Here is a 14,884-nt window from a genome sequence, read left to right on the forward strand (position 1 = left end):
GGGTCAGGATGCGGCGTTGATCGTCTTGCGCACTGCCCGCCGGGCGGATGCCAGGGGTCACCAGTTGCAACGACGGGTGCGCCGACTTCAAGGCTTGGGCTTCCAGCGCCGAGCACACCAGACCGTCCATCCCGGCTTTTTCCGCCAGTGCCGCCAGGCGCAGTACTTGTTCCTGTGGCTCGATGTCCAGACCGATACCCGCCAGGTCTTCACGCTCCATACTGGTGAGCACGGTCACGCCGATCAACAGCGGTTTAGGCCCAGAGCGCTGGTCCAGCACGTCACGGCAGGCCGCCATCATGCGCAGGCCGCCCGAGCAATGAACGTTGACCATCCACACGCCCATTTCCGCAGCGGCCTTGACGGCCATGGCGGTGGTGTTCGGAATGTCGTGGAATTTCAGGTCCAGGAACACTTCGAAGCCCTTGTCGCGCAAGGTGCCGACGATTTCCGAGGCGCAGCTGGTGAACAGTTCCTTGCCGACTTTGACCCGGCACAGTTTTGGGTCCAACTGGTCGGCCAGCTTCAGTGCGGCGTCACGGGTGGGGAAATCCAGGGCGACGATGATAGGAGTCTGGCAGACGGACATGTGCGGGCTCTCAGGCAGGACGAAATCGGCGCGCATTGTAGCGGAACCAGCGGCGCTGCGGGACCCGATGATCGGTAATTCGTCGTCGGCGCGCTGGTAAGTCTAGTCTTTGGGGCCGCTACAAAGCATTTAAGGCCGGCGATCTTCTACCCGAGCCYGACTCTTGCTCCAGTCAGTCAGCAAGCTGTATGCCACGGCCAACAATGTCGGGCCGATGAACAACCCGATAAAGCCAAACGCAATCAATCCGCCAAACACGCCCAGTAACACGATCACCAACGGCAGGTTACCGCCCCGACTGATCAGGTAGGGCTTGAGCACGTTGTCGACGCCGCTGATGATGAACGTGCCCCAGATTCCCAGAAATATCGCCATTCCGTACTCACCCTTCCAGGCCAACCAGGCCGTGGCCGGGATCCACACCAGCGGCGGCCCCATCGGAATCAGGCTGAGCAAGAAGGTCACAATGCCCAGCACCAATGCCCCAGGCACCCCGGCGATCAGGAATCCGATCAACGCCAGCACCGCTTGCGCCGCTGCCGTACCGATGACACCGTTCACCACCCGCTGCACCGTGCCCGCCACCAAGTCGATGTAATACTCGGCGCGACGACCAATCAGGCGTTCCAGCAAGCTATGTACAAAGGTCGCCAACCGCGGACCGTCGCGGTAGAAAAAGAACACAAACACGATGCTCAGTGTCAGTTCGAGAATACCGCCGCCAATCTGCGCACTGCGCGCCAGCAACCAGTTACCGACCTGCCCCAGATATGGCTTGAGCGACGCCATCATTGCAGCGCCTTGCTGATCGATGCTGTTCCAGATCACCACCAACCGTGCGCCAACCAAAGGAATGCTGTGCAGCCAGTCCGGCGCCTGAGGCAGACCTTCGACCTGTACATCCTTGATAAACACCGTTGCGTCGCGCACATGGTCAGCAAGGTTGAAACCCAGCCACACCAGCGGCACTGCCACCAGCACCATCCAGCCGAGGGTCAGCAACGCTGCCGCCAGGGATTCACGGCCATTGAGCCAACGGGTCAACAAGCGCATTAACGGCCAACTGGCAAACGCCAGCACCGCGCCCCAGAACAGCGCCGACCAGAAGGGCGCCATCACCCAGAAGCTCGCGCCAAACAGCACCAGGAGCAGAATCTGCACCAACAGGCGATCGTTATTGGGCATGTAAAGTCTCAAAAAAGTCATTCAAAAAAAGGGTAGACGACCGCGCGATGCGCGTTCGCCTGTACAGCTTATCGCAACAGCTCGATGTGCAGGCCAGAGCCGTCGACGTTGCCGGCCTCCATTCGCGCCGCACGCACGCCTTGTTTGATCAATGCCTCGCGCCAGGCTTCAGCCTTGGCCCCGGAAACACTGACTCGCAAGGTAGCGTCCAGGTTCAAGCTGCGAGAAATCAGACGCAGCCACGTGTCATCGGGATCAGCGACCAGTTTCGGAAAATCGAGTACACCAGTGCTTTTGAGCTGGCGCAGCAAGGTGGCGGAGGTCGGCAACAAGTCGCCCAACGGTGCTGCCGCATCGAATTGCTCGACGTGCAGATACGCTTTGCGATTACCGCGAGTGATGCTGTAAAGCGCTACCAGCGAATTGTCCTGCGGCGCCGCCAGTCGCAGGAGCAAATACGCCTGCTGATCGTCGGCACCATAGAGCTTGGCATTGCCGAAGACTTCGTTGGCCCACAGACTGCTTTCGCCGCAATCGCGAGCCTGGCACCAGAACAGCAACTCGGCGCCCTGCTTTTGCAAGGCTTCACGCGCGGCTGTAAAGGCTTCGGTGGAGGAATGCTCCGGCGGCAACTCGTAGGTGACCGACGTGGTTTGCCCACGAGCCGTGATCTGACCGTCAAAGCGCAATTGGCCGCTGATCTTGCGGATGGACCCCAGCGGGTAGATCCGCTCAAGTTCGACGGCCGGACGATAATCGACGATCTGCGCATCTTCCATGCGCGGCAGGATCGGCAGGTCCTGACTGCCGGGAACATCGGCGGAAAACGATAAAGGACTGAAACAACACAGCGCCAGCAGACTGAGTGAACGCATGGATAGACTCATCGGATCAGCATGGCCTGGGCACCCTTGATGACGCTGGCATCGTCGATGCGTTCCGGCACCAGCAAACCGCGCTGCACCGCAGGGCGTGCCGCCATGGTTGCCATCCAGCGCTGCAAGGCCGTCAAGCCGTCGACCTCGACCCCGGACCACTCGTATCCACGGACCCACGGATACGTGGCGATGTCGGCAATGCTGTACTCGCCGGCCAGAAACTCTTCGGTTTGCAGGCGGGTATCGAGCACTTCATAGAGGCGTCGGGTTTCGTGTTGATAGCGGTCGATGGCGCCCTGGAGTTTTTCCGGAAAGTAGCGAAAAAACACGTTGGCCTGCCCTTGCATCGGGCCGATGCCACCCATCTGGAACATCAGCCATTGCAGCACCACCGAGCGCCCTTTCGGGTCTTGGGGCATCAGCTTGCCGGTCATTTCAGCGAGGTAAATCAGGATGGCGCCGGATTCAAACACGGCGAAATCACCATTGGCGCGGTCGACAATTGCCGGTATCCGCCCATTGGGGTTGATCTTGAGGAAATCCTCGGATTTCTGTTCCTTCTTGTCGAAACTCAGGGCATGCACCGTGTAGGGCAGGCCGAGTTCCTCGAGCACGATAGAGACCTTGTGGCCATTCGGGGTCGCAGCGGTGTAGAGATCTATCATGGTTGTCTCCCATTTCAACCCGCCCAGCCTCGACAGTTGCCGGGCGCAAGTCAAGGAACGGCGAAGAACCGATTGAAACAGTCTGCTACAAGGTCGGCGCCGGGTTCGTCATTCAGGTGCAAATGATGACCGCCTGGCAGCTGTTCACGGCTAAAGGGTAGACGCTCCAGCAACTCGGGATGTTTGGCGAGCATGCCGTCCGCCGCAACCACCAGTTTGGCAGGGCAACTGACCCGCTGGACGAACGCCATGGCCTGTTCGGTGGTCAGGCGCAACGGCGATGGCAGTGTCAGTCGGCTGTCGGTGCGCCAGGTGTAGCCGCCTGGCACCGGCATCAACCCCCGCTGGGCCAGCAACTCGGCCGCTTCGCGACTGACGGCCACCAACCCTTTCATGCGCGCTTCTATGGCGCGGTCGAGGGTGTTGTAGACCGGTTTTTGTTTCTCCCGCAAATCCAGCTGCGCTTGCAGGGCCATGCCCATGCGCTCGGCAGCATTTTCGCCTTTGTCTGTAGGAGGAATGATGCCGTCGATCAGCGCCAGGTGGGTAACGCGCTCCGGCATCGACCCGGCAATGATCAGAGAAGCGATCGCCCCCATGGAGTGCCCCATCAGCGCAAACTTTTTCAGGCCAAGCTGTTCGGCGACCTGCAATACGTCATGGGCGTAATCCCACATCGCGTAACCGGCGCCGGGCGGGCGATGACCGGAATGACCGTGACCGGCCATGTCCAAGGCGATGATACGCAGGCCATTGAGCTTGGGTGCCAGCCGGGCAAAGCTGTTGGCATTGTCCAGCCAGCCATGCAGCGCAATCACCGGCAGGCCATTTTCAGGTCCGAACAAGTGCGCCGCCAACTCGATGTGGGGCAGGCTCAGGCGGACTTCTTCGACGGCATTGTTCATGCGCAATCCTGCTGGCTGCGACCGTGCCAACGGCTGAACAGGTTTTTCAGCAGCGCGGCCGTGTCGTGTGGACGTTCAAGAGGAAACATGTGGCCACCGGGCACGGTCAGGGATTCACCCAGCGGCATGCGTCCGACAGAGCTTGCATGGTGACGCATCACCACGCGGCTCTTGTGTCCGCGCACCACCGCCAGCGGCACTTTCAGCTGACGTGTGCGACCGGGGCTGGTGTGGGGCACGCCACGGTAGATGCTGATTTCCGTAGCGGGATTGAAACGCAGGCGCAGCTTGTCCCCGACCCTGTGCAAACCATGTTGCAGGTAAGCGTCAAAGCATTCCGGGTCAAAACTGCGAAACAGGGTTTTGCCCGCGAAATAGCGGCGGGCGCTTTCGATGTCGGCGAACTCTTCACGACGCCCCAGGGTACGACCGGCCGGGGTCAAACGGTCGATAAAACCGAAACGCTTGGCCGCGCGAATGACCCATCGATCGGTCAGGGTCAGGACTGGAGAATCGAGCATCACCACGCCACGATACAACTCAGGGCAACGCAGCGCCGCGTGCAAGTGCAGCAAACCACCAAAGGAATGGCCGACGCCCCACACCGGTTCCGCTTGTTGCTTGAGGTGATGGATCAGTTCATCCACCAGGTTGTACCAATTGTCGTCCACCGGAAAACGCGGGTCATGAGCGTGCTGCTCCAGATGCGTCACCTGATACTCGGGCGCCAGCGCCGCGAACAACTTGCCGTAGGTCCCTGAAGGAAAGCCATTGGCGTGGGCGAAAAATATCTGTTGCGACATACCGGCAAATCCATGAGCGAGAATAGCCGTTGATTGTCCGTAAGACGACCGCTGACAGCAATGACTGTAAGTGACAKGAATGATGACAGTCCGGTCAGGGAAATGTCCGAAACGCTCACGCTGATCCCTGTAGCAGCAGTCGAGCAGCGCGAGGCTGCGTCCGCGGTCAACCTGAAACACCGCGTTGGCAGATTTCACGACCGCTTCGCAGCCGGACGCAGCCTCGCGCTGCTCGACAGCTGCTACAGAGCCGGACGTAGCCTCGCTGGGGCTCGACAGCTGCTACAGGGCATTGGGTTTACCGGGCTGGCGGGTTCTCGCCCAACGGTACAACTGCCATGGTCAAGCGCGATACGCAACTGGCCTTGCCTTCGTCGCTGGTCAAACGGATATCCCAGACGTGGGTCGTGCGACCAATGTGGATCGGCGTGGCCACGGCAGTCACCCGCCCACTGCGCAGTCCGCGCAAATGATTGGCGTTGATTTCCAGGCCCACGCAGTAAAACTTGCTGGTGTCGATGCACAGGTAGCTGGCCATTGAGCCGACCGATTCGGCCAGTACCACCGAGGCACCGCCATGTAGCAGGCCGTAAGGCTGGTGCGTACGGTGATCAACGACCATGCTTGCGGTCAGGGACCCTTCATCGAATGATTCGAAGCGAATATCCAGTACTTCGCCGATGGTGTTTTTCTGGATTGCGTTCAACTGCTCGATGTTGGGAGTGGTACGCCACAGACTCATCGCTGCTTTCCTTTGTGGGTGTTGTTCGTTGCTCAATCCTGCCACAGCACCGCCTCGCTGCGCTCGCTCCATTCTTCGAAGCGGGCTCCGTACGCCGCTTCGATCACGTTGCGCTTGATTTTCAGGGTTGGCGTGAGGAAACCGTTTTCCACGGCCCAGCTGTCCTTGACCACCACCAGACGCCGCAAGCGCTCATGTTTGTCGAGGACGCCATTGACCTCATCCAGCAGCTTTTCCAGGCTTGAATGCAACCCCGCCCTCGCCGTTCCGCTGGCGTCTTGCTGCCCGACCACCGACAACACACACAACCCCAGCGGCGCACTCAAGCCATCACCCACCACGCACACTTGCTCGATTCGCGAATGCACCGCCAGGCGATTTTCGATCGGTGCCGGCGCCACGTATTTACCCTTGCTGGTCTTGAAGATTTCCTTCAGCCGTCCGGTCAGGCGCAGGTTGCCTTCAGCGTCTTCTTCGCCCTTGTCGCCTGTACGAAGGAAGCCGTCTTCGGTGATGGTTTCAGCGGTTTTCTGTGGTTCCTTGTAGTAGCCGAGCATGGTCGCGCCACTGCGCACCATGACCTCGCCGGACTCGTCGATCCGCACGTCAACCTCCGGGCAAGGCTTGCCGATCCAGCCGGGTTTGTTCTCGCCGGGCCGGCAAATGTGGGAATAGCCGCAGCTCTCGGTCATGCCGTAGACCTCCAGCACATCCAGCCCAAGCTTGCGGTACCACAGCAACAAGGTTTGTGGCACGGGTGCCGCGCCGGACAAGGCGACGCGCAACGCGTCCAGCCCCAGCCCGGCAAGGACCTTATGCCCGACCCGTTTGCCGATGAAGGGCAAGCCGAGTAGGAAATCCAGGCGTTTTGCCGGAATCTTGCTGTACACGCCCATCTGGAATTTGGTCCAGATCCTTGGCACTCCAAACAAGGCGGTCGGCCGCGCACGCTTCAGGTCCGTCAGGAAGGTGTCGAGGCTCTCGGCGAAGAACACGGTTTGCCCGGTGTAAATCGATGCCATCTCAACAAACATGCGCTCGGCAACGTGGCACAGCGGCAAATAGGACAGCAGCCGGTCCGACTCGTTGAGGCCAAATAACTGCGTACCGCGTGTGCTGGCGAAACCCAGATTACCGAAGCTGTGCATCACGCCTTTGGGCAGCCCGGTAGTGCCCGACGTGTAAATAATGGTCGCCAACTGATCGGCGCCGGGTTTGGGGTCATCTTGGATGGGCGAACTGCGTTGCAGGTCGGCCCAACTGAAATCGAAGGTGCCCGGTGGATGCAGCGGCAGACTGATTGTCGGCAAATCGGGATTGATGCCACGGGACATGCTCGGCCAGTCATCGAGTTTGCCGATAAACGCCAGGGCCGCTTCGGAGTGGTCGAGCACCTGAGCCACCGACTCGGCGGTCAGGTTGGGGTACAACGGCACAGAGACGTGCCCGGCCATCCAGATCGCCAGGTCGGCGATGATCCAGTGGGCACAGTTTTTCGAGATCAAAGCGATATGGCTGCCTTGCGGCAGATCGCGAGCCCGCAGCCAATGCGCGGCGCAGCGTGCCTGATGGCCGACGTCGGCCCAGGACAGGGTCTCGACCTGCCCGCCGCCCGTGGGCTGGACCAGAAAACGCTGGCGTGGATGACGGGCCTCGCGTTCGTAGAAGACATCCAGCGGCAAACGAAAAGCAGCAGACATGCGACTCGCTCCTGAATTTTTATTATGGAGCAAGCGTAGTCAACCAAGCGGTTGCTTGGTTGACTATTTCACACAAAATTCAGCACCACCGACGTCCCCCTGTATGAGCTGGGCTTGCCCGCGATACAGACACCTCGGTGTTCCTGAAATACCGAGGTGTCTGTATCGCGGGCAAGCCACGCTCCTACAATTGAGTCCAGCTCCAACAGGGTTACGGGTGTTTGATGCCGTTGAGGTTCATCGACCCGATCAGCAGTTCATTGTTCTCAAGCTCGGCCAGGCCGGCAGTGCTGACTTTTTCCGGTGGATAGCCGGCGCCGTGCTGCAGATAGCTCAGCAGGTTGCCCACCAGCGGGTTGTGACTGACCAGCAGGACATCACTCACCGATACAAGCTGCTCCGCCACCTTGTCCGGATCTGTATCAGGGCTCAGCCAGTCGACCGTGCGGATCTCAGGTACAAAACCCAGCGCCGTACGCACAATTTCTGCCGTCTGCTGCGCTCGAAGGAGAGGACTGGCATAAATGGCGGTGAGTGGCTGGCCGATCAATTCGGCGGCACTGCGCAACACCTCTTCACGCCCCTTGACGGTCAATGCCCGCTCGGAGTCAGGACGAGTACCGTGTGGCTCGGCTTCACCATGACGCAATACCCAGAGYTTCATAGTTTCGGTTCCTCATCTCGGGCCGGATGCGGCGCGGGCGCCACGACATGTGGTGCTTCACCTTCCGGTGTACGCGGCGACGGCCAGTCGGCGAACGGCCAGGGTTTCTGGTCGCTGTGGAAACTGGCAAAACGCCCGATCTGCGCCAGGAACTGGCTCAGGCTGTCGCCGAAGTTCATCAGGCTGCCGCTCGGGGCGCCATAGAACAAACGATAGATCAGTTGCACCAACACCAACGCCCCAAGGATGAACTGCGCCACTTGCCAGACCAACAGGAAGACGATCATCCACAACACCCGCAGCAGGATGGATTCGTACCTGGTTTCTAATTTCGGATCATTCATGTCGCGCTCCCCTGCTTTTTTGCAAAGCGTGCTTAGTTGAAACCGCTGGTTGAAATAAAGTCGACGTCAGTTTTTGGTTCGCCGCGCATCAACAGCTCAATCACCTGATTAAGCGTGCGCCCTTCGAAGAGGATCGCGTGCAGCCCGGCGACCAGCGGCATATAGACACCCACCTCCTGAGCCTTGGCCTTGAGCACTTTCAGCGTGTTCACACCTTCGGCCACTTCGCCCAGACGGGTGACCGCATCTTCCAGACTCAAGCCCTGCCCCAGGGCAAACCCGACCTGGTAGTTACGGCTTTTGGGTGACGAGCAGGTGACGATCAAATCGCCCACACCGGCAAGACCGAGAAAGGTCATCGGGTTGGCGCCCTGATTCACCGCAAAACGAGTCATTTCCGCCAGCGCCCGGGTGATCAGCATGCTCTTGGTGTTTTCGCCCATGCCCAGCGCCACCGCCATGCCGGCAATGATCGCGTAAACGTTTTTCAGCGCCCCGCCCAACTCGACGCCGAACCGGTCGGCGCTGGCGTACACACGAAATGTGCGGCCATGCAGCGCTTCCTGAACCCGCTGGCACAGCTCTTCGTCTTCACTGGCGACCACGGTGGCGGTCAGCGCGTGTTCGGCGATTTCACGGGCCAGGTTCGGTCCGGACAACACGCCGATGCGGGCTTTGGGGGCGATTTCCTCGAGGATCTCGCTCATCAACTTGAACGTGTGGGCTTCGATGCCTTTAGTCAGGCTGACCAGCAGCTTACCGCTCAACAGTTCGGCGTGTGGGACCAATACCGAGCGCAAGGCACTGGAGGGCAGCGCGACGAAACACATGTCGCAAGCTTCCAGCGTGGCTTGCAGGTCCGTCACCGGTTCTACTGCCGCAAGAATCTTGATGCCTTTGAGGTAACGCGGGTTCTCGCGATTGACCCGAATGGCCTCGGCCTGTTCGGGGTCACGCATCCACTGCCGGACCTGATGGCCGTTTTCGGCCAGCAAATTAGCCACGGCGGTACCAAAACTTCCGCCTCCAAGGACCGCAATTGGGCGCTGCTCAGTCATATGCAATCCGTTAATCCATACAGTGGCGATGTCCGCATTATACGGAGCGGCCCCGTTGCGGCCAGCCCCTGCTTCAATTACCAACACTAGTAGGAAGAAGACCAATAAATCCGAGGAAAATGCCGGCGTCGTGAATGGAAAAGTAAACGGGCTCGGTTAACATGCGCGCCAACTCATCACGATCAAGGGTATGACGTGTCGTTTGGTTCTCCTTCACCCCGCTCGCCACTGGTGATGGCGCTGATCTTCAGCCCGTCCTTGCTGTCCGACAGGCTGCGACGGGGCAGCGGCATGAACTATCGTTACGACCGGGCAGATTCCGAGACCAACTTCAGCTCATGGACCCCGCGCGTGGCGATCAATTACTTGATCACCCCGCGTCAAGGCTTGCGCGCTGTGTATTCGCAGGCGATCCGTTCGCCGGACATGTTCGAGAACCACGTCAACTGGAGTTACCGGGTGACCAAATTGCGGCCCACGGCATACGGCCAGACCAGTGCTCGTTACTACAATTGCGACCAGCGTCGGGCGCTTTACTTCAGCGCGGAGCTGATGTTTTAAATGCGCCATCGCCTGTCATGGAAATCGCCGCCACTGGGCCGTCTGCTGGCCGGGTTGTGCCTGGTGGCTGGCTGTCTGTTCGGCGCGCTGTCGACACAAGCCGCCGACATTCTGTTGACCGGCGCCGAAGACAACCCCGGCGTGCAATCCTTCGTCCGCGCGCTGAGCGACATGCGCCCTGCCGACAGTGTGCGTTTCCAGCCACTGACGAGCCTTCCAGCACCCGGCAAACTTCCCGCCGCCACCCGCCTGATTCTGCTTGATCTGCCGAGCCTCGACTGGCGACAGCAAGAGACCAAGGGACCGGCGACGCTGGTGCTGCGCATCAGCCGCCTACAGGCCCAGCAACGTTTTGGCATTAACGTTCCGTCCCACCTCAGTCTACTTTGGAGCGATGCGCCGGTGGATCGGCAACTGCGCCTGACCCGAATCATCCTGCCTGAGGCCCAGCGTATCGGCGTGCTGTATGACAATCACAGCGAATTCATGTTGAAAGAATTGCGCAAGGCCGCCCTTGGGCTGACTCTTGAAGTGGTCGCCGAGCGCTGGGCCAACACCCATGACAGCCACCCCTTGCAGACGTTGCTGAAAAACTGTGACGTACTGCTAGGCCTCGACGACCCTGACCTCTACAACTCGAAAACCGCAAAAAATCTGCTGTTAAGCAGCTATTCCCGACATTTGGCATTGATCGGTCCCAACGCCGCTTTCGTCAAGGCGGGCAGTCTGGCCAGCACCTACAGCGATCAGAGCGACTGGCTGCAGGTGCTCGACGAATTGCTTGATCTACCTGCGGCGAGTTGGCCGCGTACGCTCTATCCGCAACACTTCAAAGTATCAAGTAATCCGCAACTGGCTCGTTCTTTAGGTATAGAACCGATCAATGAAGCAGCGGTTGCCACCCAATTGGCTGAAGGAAAAAGCCTGCCATGATCCTCCGTCGTCCCTGGGACATCAGCACTCGCACCCAGATGATCAGCCTTGGCCCCGCCCTGCTGCTGACGATGCTGCTGATCAGCTTCTTTACCTTCGTGCGGATCCAGGACTTGCGTCAGGAGCTCAACCACACCGGGCAATTGATCGCCAACCAATTGGCTCCTGCCACCGAATACGGGGTGATTTCGGGTAACAACGAGGTACTTGAGAGTTTGCTCAAGGCGACACTCGCCATGCCGAACGTGCGCTTTCTGGAAGTCCAGGACAACGCCAACCGGATTTTGGTGTACGTCGAGCAACCGTCGGAAACCTACAGGCGCTCGCAGCAGGTCGAAGTGTTCCAGGCACCGGTACGGCTGCAGCGGATAGCGCTCAACAATGATTTTTTCCAGGGCCCCAAAGCTGCTGGCATTGGCCCTACCGAGGATTATCTGGGGCGGGTGATCGTCGGACTGTCGAATGACGCCTTCAGCCAGCGTCAGCAGGAAATCCTGCTCAAAGCCGCCATCCTGGCGCTTTTTGCCTTGCTGTTTACCTTTTTGGTCGCCCGGCGCCTGGCGGGCGGTCTGTCGCAACCGATCCGCGATATTGGCAACGCGGTGAAGGCGATCCACGACGGTGATTACAAAACACCCCTGCCGATTGTCGACGACACCGAACTGGGCGCGCTGTCGCAGCACATCAACAACCTCGCCGCCGGCCTCGAACAAGCCAGCCGCGAACAGCAGCAAGCGATGGCGCAGTTGATCCAGACGCGCGAGGAGGCAGAAAAAGCCAACAATGCCAAGTCTCACTTCCTGGCGATGATGAGCCATGAACTGCGCACACCGATGAATGGGGTGCTCGGCATGCTGCAGTTGCTCGAAACCACCGACATGACCGAGGAACAGATCGAGTACGCGGCGCTGGCCTCGGAGTCCACCGAACACCTGCTGAAGGTCATCAACGACATTCTCGACTTCTCGCGCATTGAGCGTTCGGAGCTGGAACTGGAGCACATCCCGTTCAACCTAGCGGACTTGATCAGCAGTTGCGCTCAATCGTTCCAGCACAGCGCGTTGCAGCGCGAGCTTGATTTGCAGTTGCTGATCCCCGAGGACATGCGCGCCCTTCAAGTTCAGGGCGATCCGACCCGGATCCGGCAGATACTGGTCAATCTGGTCGGCAATGCATTGAAGTTCACCGAACAGGGCCGCGTCAGCATTGAACCGCAATGGCAATCGCTGGATCACGAACTGCTGTGGTTTACCTGCACCGTGCGCGACAGCGGCATCGGAATTCCGGCTGAAAGCCTGGAGTTGATGTTCAATGCCTTCCAGCAGGCCGACAGCTCTATTTCACGGCGCTACGGTGGCACCGGCCTGGGCCTGCCGATTGCGCGTACCCTGGCCGAGCGTATGGGCGGCACCTTACGGGCGAAAAGCGAAGAAGGCCAGGGCTCGGTGTTCACCCTGGAAATCCCGCTGGCGCTCTATAAGCAGTCGCTGCCGATACTGCCCCCCAAGGTACAGACGGCTAACGATGATGGCGCAGGTCGCAATGTGCTGCTGGTCGAGGACAACCCGGTCAATCAGACCGTCATCGAAGCAATGTTGCGCAGCCTGGGCTTTACTGTCAGCGTCTCCACCGACGGCGCGCAAGCTGTGCGCAGCGCCGAGAGCCTGATTTTTGAAGCGATTCTGATGGACTGCCGACTGCCGATCATCGACGGCTACGAGGCGACTCGACAGATCCGCCAGTTGCCCGGCTGCGCGGACGTGCCGATTATCGCGTTGACCGCCAATGCCTTGCAGGGCGACCGTGAGGCCTGTTTGTCGGCGGGAATGAACGATTATCTGGCCAAGCCTTTCAAACGAACTGATTTGCAGCAAATTCTGCAGCGCTGGGTGCAGTAGTACAGGCCTTTCGACCATCTGCGACTGGCGTGAAAGGCGAAAGTGCGGCAGTCTTAGGCACCCGAACAGTCCCGAAAAGGGGCTTGAATAATAATTTCAGTGCACAAGTGTACATTCATGTCCTTGGTGCTGTGACTTTCACCACAACGCAATAGTCTATGAGTAGGCTGCTGACTCGAGGCATGAACGCTTCGATCGGCCGGGAGATTTGCCCCACCCTGCCGCATGGGACTATTGAGGAGCTCGCATGACCCAACAAAACGCCTTTACTCGGGAAGACCTGCTGCGCTGCAGTCGCGGTGAGCTGTTCGGCCCAGGTAACGCACAACTGCCCGCCCCGAACATGCTGATGGTGGATCGCATCACCCATATCAGTGCCGAGGGTGGCAAGTACGGCAAAGGTGAATTGGTCGCCGAGCTGGATATCACTCCGGACCTGTGGTTTTTCGCCTGCCACTTCGAAGGTGATCCGGTGATGCCAGGCTGCCTGGGCCTTGACGCCATGTGGCAACTGGTCGGTTTCTTCCTTGGCTGGCAAGGTCTGCCGGGCCGTGGCCGTGCACTGGGTTCGGGCGAAGTGAAATTCTTCGGCCAGGTCCTGCCGACCGCCCAGAAAGTCACCTATAACATTCAGATCAAGCGCGTGTTGAAAGGCAAACTGAACCTGGCCATTGCCGACGGTTCGGTCAGCGTCGACGGCCGCGAGATCTACACCGCCGAAGGCCTTCGGGTCGGCGTTTTCACCTCCACTGACAACTTTTAAGGGTTATCCGCATGCGCCGCGTCGTTATCACTGGTCTGGGCATCGTATCGTGCCTGGGCAATGACAAAGAGACCGTCTCCGCTAACCTGCGTGCAAGCCGCCCTGGCATCCGGTTCAACCCGGAATATGCCGAAATGGGTCTGCGTAGCCAGGTTTCCGGCTCCATCGACCTTCCTCTCGAAGAACTGATCGATCGCAAGATCTATCGCTTCGTTGGCCACGCGGCGGCTTACGCCTATCTGGCCATGAAAGACGCCATCGCTGACTCTGGTCTGACCGATGAGCAAGTCTCCAACCCGCGTACCGGCCTGATCGCCGGTTCCGGTGGCGCCTCCACGCTGAACCAGATGGAAGCGCTGGACATTCTGCGCGAGAAAGGCGTGAAGCGCGTTGGCCCATACCGTGTAACGCGGACCATGAGCAGCACCGTTTCCGCTTGCCTGGCCACCCCGTTCAAGATCAAGGGCCTGAACTACTCCATCGCTTCTGCCTGCGCGACCAGTGCTCACTGCATCGGTACTGCCATGGAACAGATCCAGATGGGCAAGCAGGACATCGTGTTCGCCGGCGGCGGTGAAGAAGAGCATTGGAGCCAGTCGTTCCTGTTCGACGCCATGGGCGCACTGTCCAGCCAGTACAACGAAACCCCGGAAAAAGCTTCCCGCGCCTACGACGCCAAGCGTGACGGTTTCGTCATTGCCGGCGGTGGCGGCATGGTCGTAGTCGAAGAGCTGGAACACGCTCTGGCTCGCGGCGCGAAGATCTACGCGGAAATCGTTGGCTACGGCGCGACCTCCGACGGCTACGACATGGTCGCCCCAAGCGGCGAAGGCGCTATCCGCTGCATGCAGATGGCAATGTCCACCGTTGACACTCCAATCGWTTACCTGAACACCCACGGCACCTCGACTCCGGTCGGCGACGTCGCGGAAATGAAAGGTGTGCGTGAAGTGTTCGGCGACAAGGCTCCGGCCATCAGCTCCACCAAGAGCCTGTCGGGTCACTCCTTGGGCGCCGCCGGCGTTCACGAAGCGATCTACTGCATGCTGATGATGGAAGGCAACTTCATGGCGGGTTCCGCCAACATCGACGAACTGGACCCGGAAGTGGCAGACATGCCGATCCTGACCAAGACTCGCGAAGACGCCACCATCAACACCGTGATGAGCAACAGCTTCGGTTTCGGTGGCACCAAC

Annotated in this window: 15 protein-coding genes and 1 pseudogene; 5 read left to right on the top strand and 11 right to left on the bottom strand. The window is 59.6% G+C overall.

The window, feature by feature from the left end; all coding sequences use genetic code 11:
- From pyrF to AC1DRJ_RS09845, 11 genes are all read right to left on the bottom strand, one after another.
- The coding region (pyrF, locus tag AC1DRJ_RS09795; RefSeq protein WP_477801971.1) for an orotidine-5'-phosphate decarboxylase at positions 1-589 on the bottom strand (589 nt) is incomplete at its 3' end.
- 129 nt (positions 590-718) lie between these two features.
- A complete protein-coding gene (locus AC1DRJ_RS09800; RefSeq protein ID WP_477801958.1) occupies positions 719-1,774 on the bottom strand; it encodes an AI-2E family transporter in 1,056 nt (351 codons plus the stop codon).
- A gap of 68 nt (positions 1,775-1,842) precedes the next feature.
- Positions 1,843-2,649, bottom strand: a complete 807-nt coding sequence (locus AC1DRJ_RS09805) for a DUF4892 domain-containing protein (protein WP_477801959.1) — start codon at positions 2,647-2,649, stop codon at positions 1,843-1,845.
- Positions 2,650-2,657: 8 nt separating this feature from the next.
- The gene (locus AC1DRJ_RS09810) at positions 2,658-3,317 is read right to left on the bottom strand and encodes a glutathione S-transferase family protein (RefSeq protein ID WP_477801960.1); all 660 of its coding nucleotides are present in this window, start codon (positions 3,315-3,317) and stop codon (positions 2,658-2,660) included.
- A 50-nt stretch (positions 3,318-3,367) separates the two neighbouring features.
- Entirely contained in the window at positions 3,368-4,222 is an 855-nt protein-coding gene (locus AC1DRJ_RS09815) for an alpha/beta hydrolase (RefSeq protein ID WP_477801961.1), read from the bottom strand.
- A complete protein-coding gene (locus AC1DRJ_RS09820; protein WP_477801962.1) occupies positions 4,219-5,025 on the bottom strand; it encodes an alpha/beta fold hydrolase in 807 nt (268 codons plus the stop codon). The genes AC1DRJ_RS09815 and AC1DRJ_RS09820 overlap by 4 nt, the downstream gene beginning before the upstream one ends.
- Positions 5,026-5,323: 298 nt before the next feature.
- A complete protein-coding gene (locus tag AC1DRJ_RS09825; protein ID WP_477801963.1) occupies positions 5,324-5,767 on the bottom strand; it encodes a hotdog fold thioesterase in 444 nt (147 codons plus the stop codon).
- Between the two features lie 32 nt (positions 5,768-5,799).
- Positions 5,800-7,467 (bottom strand): AMP-binding protein, encoded by a 1,668-nt coding sequence (locus AC1DRJ_RS09830; protein ID WP_477801964.1) that lies wholly within the window; start codon positions 7,465-7,467, stop codon positions 5,800-5,802.
- 211 nt (positions 7,468-7,678) lie between these two features.
- Positions 7,679-8,131 (bottom strand): phosphohistidine phosphatase SixA, encoded by a 453-nt coding sequence (gene sixA, locus AC1DRJ_RS09835; protein WP_477801965.1) that lies wholly within the window; start codon positions 8,129-8,131, stop codon positions 7,679-7,681.
- Complete coding sequence (locus tag AC1DRJ_RS09840; protein WP_477801966.1) at positions 8,128-8,475, bottom strand: DUF4389 domain-containing protein; 348 nt, start codon at positions 8,473-8,475, stop codon at positions 8,128-8,130. The genes sixA and AC1DRJ_RS09840 overlap by 4 nt, the downstream gene beginning before the upstream one ends.
- Positions 8,476-8,507: 32 nt before the next feature.
- Complete coding sequence (locus tag AC1DRJ_RS09845) at positions 8,508-9,533, bottom strand: NAD(P)H-dependent glycerol-3-phosphate dehydrogenase (RefSeq protein WP_477801967.1); 1,026 nt, start codon at positions 9,531-9,533, stop codon at positions 8,508-8,510.
- Between the two features lie 261 nt (positions 9,534-9,794).
- Here AC1DRJ_RS09845 and AC1DRJ_RS09850 point away from each other — a divergent pair.
- The 5 genes and pseudogenes from AC1DRJ_RS09850 to fabB form a co-directional block, all read left to right on the top strand.
- A pseudogene (locus AC1DRJ_RS09850) lies at positions 9,795-10,043 on the top strand (TonB-dependent receptor domain-containing protein); the annotation flags it as partial.
- 51 nt (positions 10,044-10,094) lie between these two features.
- A complete protein-coding gene (locus tag AC1DRJ_RS09855) occupies positions 10,095-11,027 on the top strand; it encodes an ABC transporter substrate-binding protein (RefSeq protein ID WP_477801968.1) in 933 nt (310 codons plus the stop codon).
- On the top strand, positions 11,024-12,925 hold the full coding sequence (locus tag AC1DRJ_RS09860) for an ATP-binding protein (protein WP_477801969.1): 1,902 nt from the start codon (positions 11,024-11,026) through the stop codon (positions 12,923-12,925). The genes AC1DRJ_RS09855 and AC1DRJ_RS09860 overlap by 4 nt, the downstream gene beginning before the upstream one ends.
- A 247-nt stretch (positions 12,926-13,172) precedes the next feature.
- Entirely contained in the window at positions 13,173-13,688 is a 516-nt protein-coding gene (gene fabA / locus AC1DRJ_RS09865; protein WP_223519708.1) for a 3-hydroxyacyl-[acyl-carrier-protein] dehydratase FabA, read from the top strand.
- Between the two features lie 11 nt (positions 13,689-13,699).
- On the top strand, positions 13,700-14,884 hold a 1,185-nt coding region (gene fabB, locus AC1DRJ_RS09870; protein WP_477801970.1), incomplete at its 3' end, for a beta-ketoacyl-ACP synthase I.

This window comes from Pseudomonas sp. P5_B2, assembly GCF_056400445.1.

Excerpts from the sequence above, each read along its gene's own strand:
- AC1DRJ_RS09820 (WP_477801962.1), bottom strand. The coding sequence starts at position 5,025 with ATGTCGCAACAGATATTTTTCGCCCACGCCAATGGCTTTCCTTCAGGG.
- fabA (WP_223519708.1), top strand. The coding sequence starts at position 13,173 with ATGACCCAACAAAACGCCTTTACTCGGGAAGACCTGCTGCGCTGCAGT.
- AC1DRJ_RS09815 (WP_477801961.1), bottom strand. The coding sequence starts at position 4,222 with ATGAACAATGCCGTCGAAGAAGTCCGCCTGAGCCTGCCCCACATCGAG.
- AC1DRJ_RS09830 (WP_477801964.1), bottom strand. The coding sequence starts at position 7,467 with ATGTCTGCTGCTTTTCGTTTGCCGCTGGATGTCTTCTACGAACGCGAG.
- AC1DRJ_RS09840 (WP_477801966.1), bottom strand. The coding sequence starts at position 8,475 with ATGAATGATCCGAAATTAGAAACCAGGTACGAATCCATCCTGCTGCGG.
- AC1DRJ_RS09810 (WP_477801960.1), bottom strand. The coding sequence starts at position 3,317 with ATGATAGATCTCTACACCGCTGCGACCCCGAATGGCCACAAGGTCTCT.
- AC1DRJ_RS09860 (WP_477801969.1), top strand. The coding sequence starts at position 11,024 with ATGATCCTCCGTCGTCCCTGGGACATCAGCACTCGCACCCAGATGATC.
- AC1DRJ_RS09845 (WP_477801967.1), bottom strand. The coding sequence starts at position 9,533 with ATGACTGAGCAGCGCCCAATTGCGGTCCTTGGAGGCGGAAGTTTTGGT.
- AC1DRJ_RS09825 (WP_477801963.1), bottom strand. The coding sequence starts at position 5,767 with ATGAGTCTGTGGCGTACCACTCCCAACATCGAGCAGTTGAACGCAATC.
- AC1DRJ_RS09855 (WP_477801968.1), top strand. The coding sequence starts at position 10,095 with ATGCGCCATCGCCTGTCATGGAAATCGCCGCCACTGGGCCGTCTGCTG.
- AC1DRJ_RS09805 (WP_477801959.1), bottom strand. The coding sequence starts at position 2,649 with ATGCGTTCACTCAGTCTGCTGGCGCTGTGTTGTTTCAGTCCTTTATCG.